Source organism: Roseibium sp., from assembly GCF_048260565.1.
Classification (GTDB): domain Bacteria; phylum Pseudomonadota; class Alphaproteobacteria; order Rhizobiales; family Stappiaceae; genus Roseibium.
This window is the reverse complement of the sequence record NZ_JBLXGP010000002.1, coordinates 715,439-727,454: the sequence shown is the minus strand read 5'-3', so window position 1 is coordinate 727,454 and position 12,016 is coordinate 715,439. Positions and strand designations below refer to the sequence as shown.

Sequence of the window (12,016 nt, the reverse complement as noted above, 5' to 3'; positions counted from 1 at the left end):
GGGCGTCTTCGATCCCTGAAAGATTGCAGGCGTCTTTTTGCTTATGTCTTTTTCCCCATGAACGCCTCGAAGGTGGCGATGGTTTCCGGGGCGGTGAGCCGTTCGGTGAAAATTTCCGTTTCCGTCTCGATGCAGGCAAGCAGAGCGTCGCGATCGCCTTTCAGCAGGCGACGCGCCGCCGCGAGTGCGGCCGGTGGCTTTCCGGCAATCTTTCGGGCGCAGTCCAGGGCTGCGGCTTCAACGTCGCCGTCGACGACATGATTGACGAGACCGGCTTTTTCGGCCCGCTCCGCATCGAAGGTCTCGCCGAGACACAGGAGTTCGAAGGCCCACTGGTTGCCCATCAGTTTCGGTCCGATCAGGGTGGACCCGGCCTCCGGCACCAGCCCCAGATCGACGAACGGCGCCTTGAACACGGCCTGTCTCGACGCAAAGATCATGTCGCAATGCATGAGCAGTGTCGTTCCGACGCCGACCGCGAGGCCGTCAACGGCTGCGACCAGCGGCTTGTCGTTCATGACGAGAGCCTTCAGAAAACGGCCGGACGGCCGGTCTCCGGCATCGCCGCCCACTCCGTATTTCAGGAAATCGGCGATGTCGTTGCCGGCAGTGAAGGCGCCCGGATGACCGCATATGAGGTGGCATCGGATCGCATCATCCGTGTTGCCTTCCTCCAGCGCCTCGGCAAGGGCGGCGTACATGGCGCCAGTGAGCGCGTTCTTCTTTTCCGGCCGGTCGATCCGCAGGATCTGGATGCCGTCGGCAAGGGATCGGCTGATCATCTCTTTTCCCTCCTGCTCAGGACGCCAGTTCATGGGCGTCGAAGGAGAGGATTCCTTCCGCGGATGTGAGAATGTCGGCTCTGAGAGCCGCGGTTTCACACAGGCTGGTTTCGCAGAAGGTGCGCGCCATCAGGGCCCGCTGCCGGGAGGCGGACGGATTGTCCGCGCCCGAGCGAAGCGCCCCCTTGGCCAGCAACGCACCACCCAGGGTCAGTCCTGCAAGCCGCAGATAAGGCGTTGCCCCGGCGAGCGCATCATTAACCCGCCCCTCGGCCTGCGCCTCTGCCATGAAACCGGTTGCCGCCTTCAGATCTTCGATCGCCGCGTTCAGACGCTCCCCGACCCTGCCCAGCTCGGGCCGGTTGGAGGCGGCCGCCTCGTCGGCGATCTCGCTCAGTTCCGCGATGAAGCCCTTGACGTGTTCACCGCCGGACAGGGGCAGTTTACGCAGAACCAGATCGATCGACTGAATGCCGTTTGTGCCCTCGTAGATCGGAGCGATGCGAGCGTCCCGCAGATGCTGGGCCGCGCCGGTTTCCTCGATGTATCCCATGCCGCCGTGGACCTGGACCCCGAGCGACGCCACCTCGACGCCGAAGTCTGTCGAAAGCGCCTTTGCGATCGGGGTCAGCAGGCCGGCCCGCTCGCTCCAGTGGAGGCGTTCCTCCTCGGTGCCGGCGACCTTGGCCATATCGATGGCGTGAGCGCAGGCATAGCAGATCGCACGGGCGACCTGTGTCCGGGTTTTCATGGCAAGAAGCGACCGCTTGATGTCCGGATGATCGGCAATCGGAGCCATGCCTTCCGTCGTCTGTCCCGCGGTTCGGCCCTGCTTGCGGTCCAGCGCATAGGCCAGCGCCCCCTGATAGGCGCGCTCGGCAACGCCGAGCCCCTGGATGCCGACGGCGAGACGGGCGTTGTTCATCATGGTGAACATGCAGGCCAGGCCCCGGTTTTCCTCGCCGACGAGCCAGCCGATCGCCCCGCCGTCGTCGCCATAGGTCATGGTGCAGGTCGGCGATCCGTGGATCCCCAGCTTGTGCTCGACGCCGGTGCAGCGCACGTCATTGCGCGCGCCCAGGCTGCCGTCCGCATTGACGAGGAACTTGGGAACCACGAACAGGGAGATGCCGCGGGTTCCTGCCGGAGCGTCCGGCAGACGGGCCAGCACCAGATGCACGATATTGTCGGTCAGGTCGTGCTCGCCATAGGTGATGAAGATCTTCTGGCCGAATATCCGGTAGGTGCCGTCGTCCGCCCGTTCGGCCTTTGCCCTCAGGGCGTTCAGGTCCGACCCGGCCTGAGGTTCGGTGAGGTTCATGGTCCCCATCCACTCGCCCGAAACGAGCTTCTCCAGGTAGGTCGCCTTCAGTTCTTCGGATGCATGTTTCTCGAGAGCCTCGACCGCGCCGATGGTCAGCGTCGGACCGATGGCGAAAGCCATCGAACCGGAATTCCACATTTCAAGGGAAGCCGCCAGCAGCATGACCGGAAGGCCCTGCCCGCCCGCTTCCGGGTTGGCCGTCAGGCCGTTCCAGCCGCCTTCGATCCAGCGGTGATAGCAATCGCGCCAGCCCGGAGGCGTGGTTACCGCGCCATCCGATAGCGGCGTCCCGTGCTTGTCGGCAACCGAATTGAGCGGAGCGATTTCCTCGGCCGCAAACCGGCCGGCTTCGGAAAGGATCGCGGCGACCAGATCATCGCCCAATTCGCTGAAGGCCTCCGTTGCCTGCAAATCGGAAAGACCGCAAATGTCTTTCAGGGTAAAGGCGATCTCATCAATCGGCGCGCGATACATTCCGGTTCTCCCAGACCTGTTTTATACCTGTCCTGCCTGGTCAATCGCCTTGACGGACACTGCGTTCGTCCGCAAAAGGCAATCTGGCCGGCAAGGTTGTCCGGACAGTAACGGCGTTTACGTAAACGTCAATATCAACAAATTCGTTATCCGGCACGCGGAGCGACAGGGAAGAATGGCATGCAGCGATGGACCGTTGACCTGAGCGCTGAGGCCTGGCGCAACGATCCGCAGGCGAACGCGGTCTGCAAGGCCCTACTCGACGGCGGACTTGTCGCCGTGCCGACCGAAACGGTCTACGGCCTGGCCGCGGACGCGACCAACCCGCTCGCTTGCGCGAAGATCTTCGCTGCCAAGGGCCGTCCCCAGTTCAATCCGCTGATTTCCCATGTTCCTTCCGCCGAAGTTGCCTTCGAGCATGGCGACTTCAATGCGGATGCCATGAAACTTGCCGAAGCCTTCTGGCCGGGACCACTCACGCTGGTGGTCCGTAAAACCCCCTCCTCGCCGATCTGCGACCTGGCGACGGCCGGCCTCGATACGGTAGCGCTCCGGGTTCCCGCCGGTCCGGTGATGCGGTTCCTGTCGGAGAAAACCGGTGTCCCGCTGGCCGCCCCCAGTGCCAATATCTCCGGACGGGTCAGCACGACGTCGGCTGACGCTGTCGCCGCCGACCTGTCGGAGGCCTTGAGCTATCTGGTCGATGCCGGCCCCTGCCGTGTCGGCATCGAATCCACGATCGTGTCCTGCGTCGACGAAACGCCGCGACTTCTTCGCCCGGGGGGCATCGCCCGGGAAGATATCGAACAGGTGATCGGGCGTCCGCTGGAACGCCCCGCCGACGCGCCGACACCGGCCGCGCCCGGCATGCTCAGTTCCCATTACGCTCCGAAGGCGGGGGTCCGTCTGCATGCCAGCGTTGTCCGGCCCGGAGAGGCGCTCCTGTCTTTCGGAGCCCAGCGCCTTCCCGGAGCAGACAATGCGGCCGGCGAAGTCAACCTGAGCGAAACCGGCGACCTGTCGGAAGCTGCCGCCCGCCTGTTTGCGGCCCTGCGCGCGCTCGACGCGGTCGGGGCAGAGGTTATTTGCGTTCAGGATATCCCGGAAACCGGCCTCGGAGAGGCAATTAATGACAGATTGCGGCGTGCAGCAGCACCGCGCCCCTGACTATTAATTCCACAGAGACTGCTTTCAGGCGAGAAACAGGCGAGAGAACAGAAGCCTCTGTAATTTAAAGAATTTTTCTAAATTATATGACATTTATATTTTAATAAGACACTCCCACGCCAATTGCACCACGAGTAATTTTAACAGTAGATCCAAAGGTTATTCACAATTTTACATACCCTCATTACGGTAAACTACTCGCCTTACTGCGACAGAATCATCTAGAGATCTATATGGAAATAGAGATGCAGCGGACCTCCCCTCGGGCATTTTGATGCTCGCACCTTTCGGGGCCGGATCACCCACCAGGCCGGCCCCATTTCTTTGTCGAATTTCCTCTCCAGAATTGACGCGCTTCCTTAACCGGACGGACGTTTCCTTCAAGGTGCATTGACACTTGGCTGCCGGAACGATCTCATTGCCGGATCGAACAAGCGGTAAATACAGCCGCGGCTTTTGAGGAACGCCCGTGTCGACTTTGTTGCTGCACCATCATTGCTATCTCGACCACCTGACGCCGCTCGGACACCCCGAACGTCCGGACCGGATTCGCGCCATCGACCGGATCCTGGAGAACGAGCGCTTTCAACCGCTCGCCAGAGAGCAGGCGCCTCTCGGAACCATGGAAGACATCGCCCGTGCACATCCCATGTCCTATGTGGATGCGCTGCACAACATGTCTCCCGAAGAAGGGCTGGTCCGGCTGGATACGGACACGACCATGTCGCCGGGCACCTGGGAAGCGGCCCTGCGCGCAGTCGGCGGCGCGTGCCTTGCGGTGGACGAAGTCGTCGAAAAGAAGGTTGCAAACGCCTTTTCCGCCTCGCGGCCTCCGGGGCACCACGCGGAGAGGAACCGCGCGATGGGCTTCTGCTTTTTCAACAACGCAGCGATCGCAGCCCGGCACGCCCAGGCCGTTCACGGGCTCGACCGGGTCGCGATTGTCGATTTCGACGTCCATCACGGCAACGGCACACAGGACATCTTCTGGAACGACCCGACGGTCATGTACTGTTCGACCCATCAGATGCCGTTTTATCCGGGCTCCGGGGCTGCCAATGAAACGGGTGAAACGGACAACATCGTCAACGTACCGCTCGCCGCCGGCGATGACGGAGCTGTCTTTCAGGAGGCGATGGAAACCGCAATCCTGCCACGTCTTGAGGCTTTTGCGCCGGACCTTATCGTGATCTCCGCCGGCTTCGATGCCCATGCCCGCGATCCGCTCGGTGCCTTGAACCTGGTGGAGACCGATTTCGCCTGGGCGACCCGCGCGCTGATGGACGTCGCCAACAAGACCGCCGACGGCCGCGTCGTTTCCATCCTTGAAGGTGGTTATGACCTGGAAGGCCTCGCGCGATCGGTGGCAGCCCATGTCATGACGCTGATGACGGGTTAGAGCATCCTGCGCTAACTTTGAAGCATCTGACCGGCGCGCTTTTGTCTGCTGACACGGCGGGTCGCGTGCCGTGGTGTTTCCCACCACAAGCGCGAGCCCCAAAAACACGGGCCAGCGCGGTCAGCGGGCAAAAGAGCCCGGCCCTTCGGGTGTCTGAAAGCAGCCCATCGGCTGCGTTGCGCCGTTCGCACGATGCACCGCATCTCAGCTCACGCGACGCGCCTGGCCGAGTGAACTGCTTTCAGACATCAAATGGTTCAAAGTTAGCGCACGATGCTCTAATCCACTTTCTTAACACTCTTCGGTCCTTGACCTGACGCCTCCGGGGCGCAAGGTTGGGCCCAGATCGAAATGCAAGAGAGATCCGGATTCGCGCGCCATGACCGATGCCAAGACACAGACCGATGTTTCCGCCCTATCCTTCGAAGAGGCGCTGAAGCAGCTCGAAACGATCGTGCGCGAACTCGAACAGGGCAATGTTCCGCTGGAGCGCAGCATCGAAATGTATGAGCGCGGCGCCGTCCTGCGCAAACATTGCGACGACCTGCTCAAGGCCGCCGAAGCCAAGGTGGAAAAGATACAGCTGGCACAAGACGGATCGCCGAGCGGAACCGAGCCGCTGGATGCTGCGGACTAGCTTCCAATTAATAGAATTGAGCCCGGTCGATTAACTAATAGATTTTCAAATACACTTGTAAGTTAAACTACATATACAGACCATGCTTTTCTGATCTTAACGACAATTCCTCAAAAGCATTGCCAACTGTTAAAGTTTCAGTAACTCTTTGAAACATGGCAGGGCTTTCAACGGCAGAAGAATTTCAGCTCCTGGAGAACGTGCACGCGTGCGCGAACGATCCCGATTCGTGGCATCAGACCCTGGACCAGATCGAGAAATCCTGCCGATGGCGGATCTATCTACTCGAACTGACCTCCGACGGTCGCCATACCGGGCGCTACTGCAATCATGCGGACGCGGCAGACCTCATCGATTACCTGTCTTCGATTTCCATACGTGCAGGAGAAAACAGCTTTGAATTCCTGCTCCGCGAAGCACGCGCATTTTTTCCATACTCAAGGGAAAATCTCGACCCGGGAAAGATCAAGTCCTACTACGGGACGAGAACGAAGGTCCACGAGTTCGGAATCTATCCCGGCTACATCACCCTTTTGAACCGGAACAATGGCCGCATCATTCTGATGTGCTGCCTGTTCGTTTCCGAAAAGGACGATGAAGCGACCTGCCGCCAGATGCTTCCAACATTCGAGCGTCTGTCAAAAGCCATTTCACTGACCCTGGATCTGATTTACCGCTTCGAAAACGTAAACATGCGGCATATGGCGCTGCATGAGTTGCTGCAGAACCGATCGCAATCGTCCTTCCTGATCGATACAGACTACCTGATCAAAGTCTCGACGCCCGCCTGTCGGGAGCTTCTCTCGGCAGGCGACGTTTTCGCAACGGAGGAAGACCGTCTTATTCCCTTGCGAAGAGACGTGGAAAATGCCCTGCATTCGGTATGCTCGGACATCAACGGTAGGGTGAACGCTGCCAGGCTTGCCGACATCGAACCTCCCGCTGCTCCGCTGGCGGAACAATCGGTGCTCCTGTCGCGTGCAGATGACCGGCTTGCGCGTGTTTTGATAAGAAGCGTTCTGCCGGCAGCCAAACCCATTCAGCATCGCTCAGATGCCTTTATCCTCGTCGAGGTCCGCGAGCAGCTCGAATTGCCGGAAGACGTGAACGGTCTTCTCAAATCCTGTTTCGATCTGTCCGAGAAGGAAGCACAGCTGGCCTATTTCCTGACAACGACCGGATCATTGACGGCAACGCTCGACGTTCTCGGGATTACCCGGAACACGGCCAAGACGCATCTGCGCAGGATATACGAAAAAACTGCGACCCAATCGCATCTGGAGCTTTCCAAGCTGCTTCACGGATTGTCCGGCCTCCTGTGACGGGCCGCTGCCTGTTTCCATCCGCCGAACGGCCCCGGAGCCTCGCGTGATGACAGAAACACGCACAAAAAAAGGGGCCGCAAAGAAGCGGCCCCAGTTGATCACTGTGCACGTGGCCCCATCGACCACGCCTTCTTGGTAAGGCAGTTTGCGAACGATTGCATCACCCAAATGGGTGACTGCTGCATTAAAATTACCAATACTCCGCCCTTTTCCGAACAATATTTCCGTATACGGAAGCTCCGCCTCGCAACCTTCCGTCCTTTGCCTATTTCAGCCGCCGATTTGCGCCCTATCTTTGCATGGTGTAAGGCTGCCCGCTTGTAGCCAATATTTGGAGCCGTTCGTCGCGTGACTTCCCATCCGCACACCCCCTTGCTCGACACGATCAGGAACCCGGCTGACCTTCGACAGTTAAAGGAAAGCGACCTTCCTCAACTGTCCGAAGAACTGCGTCAGGAAATGATCGATGCCGTTTCGATTACCGGCGGTCATCTGGGTGCCGGCCTCGGAGTGGTGGAACTGACGGTGGCGCTCCACTATGTCTTCAACACGCCCGAAGACCGGTTGATCTGGGATGTCGGGCACCAGTGCTATCCGCACAAGATCCTGACCGAACGCCGTGACCGCATCCGCACGCTGCGCCAGAGCGGCGGCCTTTCCGGGTTCACCAAGCGGGCGGAAAGTGCCTACGACCCGTTCGGCGCGGCGCATTCCTCGACGTCGATTTCCGCCGGGCTCGGCATGGCCGTCGGACGGGATCTCAAAGAAGGAAACAACAATGTCATCGCGGTCATAGGCGACGGCGCCATGTCCGCCGGCATGGCCTATGAAGCCATGAACAACGCCGGGCATCTGGGATCGCGGCTGGTCGTTATCCTCAACGACAACGACATGTCGATTGCGCCGCCCGTCGGCGCCATGTCGGCCTATCTCGCCAAGCTGGTCTCCGGCCCGACCTATCAGTCCTTCCGTGACGCCGCGAAGCACATCGCCAAGAACCTTCCCAAGCCTCTACAGGAAAAAGCCGCGCGGGCGGAGGAATACGCACGCGGTTTCTGGACCGGCGGCACTCTGTTTGAGGAACTCGGCTTCTATTATGTCGGCCCGGTCGACGGTCACAATCTGGAACACCTGCTGCCGATCCTGAAGAACGTCCGCGACACCCACCATGGACCGGTGCTGATTCACGCCGTGACCCAGAAGGGCAAGGGCTATCCGCCCGCGGAAGGCGCGAAGGACAAGTATCACGGCGTCGCCAAATTCGATGTCGTCACCGGCAAGCAGGCCAAGCCGAAGGCCAACGCGCCGTCCTACACCAATGTGTTCGCGACATCCCTGATCCGGGAAGCCGAGCACGACGAAAAGATCGTTGCCGTCACCGCGGCAATGCCGGACGGAACCGGCCTCAATCTCTTCGAGGAGGTCTTTCCAAAACGTACGTTCGATGTGGGCATCGCCGAACAGCACGCGGTCACCTTTGCCGCCGGCCTGGCGACCGAGGGCTTCAAACCGTTCGTCGCGATCTATTCGACGTTCCTGCAGCGTGCCTATGACCAGGTCGTGCACGATGTGGCCATCCAGGGCCTGCCGGTTCGTTTTCCGATCGACCGGGCCGGACTTGTGGGTGCCGACGGCCCCACCCACGCAGGCTCCTTCGACACGGCCTTTCTGTCCTGCCTGCCGGGTTTCGTCGTCATGGCAGCCGCCGATGAAGTGGAACTGCGCCACATGGTGGCAACCGCGGCAGCCTATGACGAAGGCCCGATCTCCTTCCGCTATCCGCGGGGCGAAGGGGTCGGCCTGGACCTGCCGGAACGCGGCAGCGTGCTTGAAATCGGCCGGGGCAAGATTCGCCGCGAAGGCACAAAGGTCGCCCTGCTTTCCTTCGGTACGCGCCTGGCGGAATGCCTCAAGGCGGCCGACGAACTGGATGCGGCCGGTCTTTCCACCACGGTCGCCGACGCCCGTTTCGCCAAGCCGCTGGATATCGACCTCCTGCAGCGCCTCGCCCGGGAACACGAAGTACTCGTCGCGGTGGAAGAAGGCGCAAGCGGCGGCTTCGGCGGCCATGTGCTGACCACTCTGGCGGAGCTCGGCCTGCTCGACAGCGGCCTGAAGGTGCGCACCCTGTCCTTGCCGGACCGATATCAGGACCAGGACAAGCCGGACGTCATGTACCGGGATGCCGGCCTGACCTGCGACGGTATTCTCAAGCAGGTTTTCCATGCCCTCGGCACCGACAGCCTGGGCTCGTTCAAGCACGCCTGACCCTGAGCGCAAAAACATAATGGTGGCTTCCATTATGCGCCGTTAAGAGATTGACAGGGCCGGCATGTCCTGAAAAGGCTCTAAACAGATGAACCTTACGCCGGCTGATCGCCGGCGTTTTGTTTAGCCGAACAGCTTCGGATGTCCCATGGCCCAAACGATCGCATCCATTTCCGCATTGCTGATTTCCGTGGCCATGCTCGTCTTCGGCCACGGACTGCAGAGCACACTGCTTCCCCTTGCCGCGTCACAGGCTTCCTTCTCCAACCTCTCCATCGGGGTGGTTTCGTCTTCCTACTTTTTCGGCCTTGTCCTGGGTTGCCTGGCCGCACCGCACGTGATCATGCGCGCGGGGCATATCCGGGCCTATGCGGCCATGGTCTCCCTGATGTCGGCGGCCGCGATCTTCCATCCGATCCTGGTCGACCCGTTCTCCTGGAGCCTGATCCGTATCATCTCCGGCTTCTGCCTGGCCGCCTTTTACATGATCATCGAAAGCTGGCTGAACGAACGGGCGACCAATGAAAACCGCGGCACCGTCATGTCGATCTACATCGTGATCCTGTTCGGTTTCATGATGATCGGGCAGATCTCAATCTCCACCATGGACATCACTTCTTTCGTGCCGTTCGCGATCGCATCGGTCGCCGTAAGTCTCGCGGTGATGCCGGTCGCCCTGACCACCACCACGCAGCCGGCGCCGATCGCCCTGGTACAGTTCCGCCCCGTGAAGCTCTACCGAAATTCGCCAGCCGCACTGATCGGCACCTTGCTGGTCGGGGTTGCCAACGGTGCGCTTTGGACCCTGGCGCCGCTCTACGGAACCCAGATCGGGCTGAACAACGACCAGTCGGCCTTCTATGCCGCCGCCATCATCGGCGGCGGAATGCTCTCCCAGTGGCCGATCGGGCGGGTGTCGGACCTGATCGATCGGCGCATTGTGCTGATCGGCATCGGCATCTCCACCACGATCGTCGCCCTTGTGATCGCGTTTCTGTCGCCGACGGGATTTTACATGGCGGCAGGCCTTGCCGTCCTGATCGGCATCTGCTCTCAGCCCGGATACGCAATCGCGGTCGCACATGCGTTCGACTATGCCGATCCGGAAGATTTCCTGGAAACCTCGTCCGGCCTTCTGCTGTCGTTCGGCATCGGGTCGATCATCGGCCCGTTCACGGCCTCGATCCTCATGAGCCAGACAGGCCCGGGCGGCTTGTATTTTCTGGTCGCCGCCGCCGAAATCGCTTTGGCGGGCTTCGTATTCGCCCGCATGTTCGCACGCCAGGCGATCGATCCGGAGGACAAGTACGACTTCGAATACGCCGCCACGGCGCAGGTCGGTTCGGTTATTACGCCCGAACCGCTCGATGTGGATGCGGACAACGTGATCCCGCCTGAGGAATTCCCTGCCTATGAAGACGCGGTCTACGATCCGGAAGCGCATGAAATCACCGAAGAAGTCATCACGCCGGAAGATGGACATGGACATGGACATGGACATGGACATGGACATGGACATCTGACCGAAACCGAGGTTGACGCGGAAGGTGAAAAAGCAGGGTCTGCAACGGGAGAGAAAACGGACAAACCCTGAGCTTCGCAGGCGCCGCGCCCCTGTGACGATTCCAGCACTCGACCTTTGCACAAAACATGATCATATTGCGCGCATGTCCGCACCGATGACCTTCTTCCAGACACTGCGCATGGAACGCCGTCCCCTGGCGCTCCTGGCCATGCTGGCCGTCGGATTGCGGGTCACCGTGATCATGATCGGTCTGGCGCTGTCCCCGGAAGTCGCGGCCTCCGGTCTCGGCATTCTGTGCCAGCCGTCCGTTCAGGACGACGGCAGTTTGCCATCGCCCGCGCCCCATGATCCGGCTCACTGCATTTGCGGACCCGCATGTATTCATCTGGGCCATTTCACGGCCACACCGGCCGTCGATGCTGTCTGGAAAGTCGCCGCTCAGACCCAGAGCGGAAAGCTTCCGCTGCCCGCCTCCGGATGGCATACGCCGGCGATTCTGCGGGAACAAACTCCGATTCGCGCCCCTCCCCTTTCCTTGAGCTGAGACAAGACAACGAAACGCGCCGATTGGCGCACCCCACTCTCATTCAAGGACTAAACAGATGAAACTCCTGAAAACCCTGGCCGCTGCGGCCATGCTCACCATCGTTGCCTCCGCCGCCCAGGCGGAAGACGTCACTCTCGGCAACCTGACCCTTTCCAAGACATGGACCCGGGCCACTCCGCCCAAGGCCATGGCCGGGGGCGGCTTCGTCGAAATCACCAATTCCGGCACCGAGGCCGACCGACTGATTGCCGCGAGCTCACCGGCCGCGAAAAAGGTGGAGCTGCATGAGATGGCCGTGACCGACGGCGTCATGGTCATGCGCGAGAAGGAAGGCGGTATCGAGGTGCCTGCAGGCGAAACGGTTGCCCTGCAGCCCGGCGGTCTCCACATCATGTTCATGGGTCTGAACGCGCCCTTCGAGGAAGGAACCGAAGTGCCGGTCAAGCTGACCTTCGAAAAGGCGGGCGACGTGGAGATCAAGCTGGCAGTCGAGAAAATGGGTGCCAAGGGCATGGGTCATGGCAAGATGAACATGAACCAGGGCGGCATGAAAAAGAACGGCAATTGA

10 protein-coding genes are annotated in these 12,016 nt (G+C 60.6%); 8 read left to right on the top strand and 2 right to left on the bottom strand.

The features are described from left to right. Window positions 1-41 precede the first annotated feature (41 nt). A complete protein-coding gene (locus ACN0SO_RS07720) occupies window positions 42-782 on the bottom strand; it encodes a crotonase/enoyl-CoA hydratase family protein (protein ID WP_417676208.1) in 741 nt (246 codons plus the stop codon). A gap of 16 nt (window positions 783-798) precedes the next feature. Continuing rightward, window positions 799-2,580 (bottom strand): acyl-CoA dehydrogenase, encoded by a 1,782-nt coding sequence (locus ACN0SO_RS07715; protein WP_417676206.1) that lies wholly within the window; start codon window positions 2,578-2,580, stop codon window positions 799-801. A gap of 180 nt (window positions 2,581-2,760) precedes the next feature. On the opposite strand from ACN0SO_RS07715, the gene ACN0SO_RS07710 reads away from it, so the two are divergent. The 8 genes from ACN0SO_RS07710 to ACN0SO_RS07675 all read left to right on the top strand — a co-directional run bounded on the left by ACN0SO_RS07710 (window position 2,761) and on the right by ACN0SO_RS07675 (window position 12,016). Then, a complete protein-coding gene (locus ACN0SO_RS07710) occupies window positions 2,761-3,747 on the top strand; it encodes an L-threonylcarbamoyladenylate synthase (protein ID WP_417676204.1) in 987 nt (328 codons plus the stop codon). Window positions 3,748-4,216: 469 nt separating this feature from the next. Next, on the top strand, window positions 4,217-5,146 hold the full coding sequence (locus tag ACN0SO_RS07705) for a histone deacetylase family protein (RefSeq protein WP_417676202.1): 930 nt from the start codon (window positions 4,217-4,219) through the stop codon (window positions 5,144-5,146). 379 nt (window positions 5,147-5,525) lie between these two features. After that, the gene (locus tag ACN0SO_RS07700) at window positions 5,526-5,783 is read left to right on the top strand and encodes an exodeoxyribonuclease VII small subunit (protein ID WP_190292420.1); all 258 of its coding nucleotides are present in this window, start codon (window positions 5,526-5,528) and stop codon (window positions 5,781-5,783) included. A gap of 155 nt (window positions 5,784-5,938) precedes the next feature. Beyond that, the gene (locus ACN0SO_RS07695) at window positions 5,939-7,105 is read left to right on the top strand and encodes a helix-turn-helix transcriptional regulator (RefSeq protein ID WP_417676199.1); all 1,167 of its coding nucleotides are present in this window, start codon (window positions 5,939-5,941) and stop codon (window positions 7,103-7,105) included. A 351-nt stretch (window positions 7,106-7,456) separates the two neighbouring features. After that, a complete protein-coding gene (dxs, locus tag ACN0SO_RS07690; RefSeq protein WP_417676197.1) occupies window positions 7,457-9,376 on the top strand; it encodes a 1-deoxy-D-xylulose-5-phosphate synthase in 1,920 nt (639 codons plus the stop codon). A gap of 148 nt (window positions 9,377-9,524) precedes the next feature. Then, entirely contained in the window at window positions 9,525-10,970 is a 1,446-nt protein-coding gene (locus tag ACN0SO_RS07685) for an MFS transporter (RefSeq protein ID WP_417676195.1), read from the top strand. 73 nt (window positions 10,971-11,043) lie between these two features. After that, the gene (locus ACN0SO_RS07680) at window positions 11,044-11,445 is read left to right on the top strand and encodes a hypothetical protein (RefSeq protein ID WP_417676193.1); all 402 of its coding nucleotides are present in this window, start codon (window positions 11,044-11,046) and stop codon (window positions 11,443-11,445) included. Between the two features lie 58 nt (window positions 11,446-11,503). Further along, on the top strand, window positions 11,504-12,016 hold the full coding sequence (locus ACN0SO_RS07675) for a copper chaperone PCu(A)C (protein ID WP_417676191.1): 513 nt from the start codon (window positions 11,504-11,506) through the stop codon (window positions 12,014-12,016).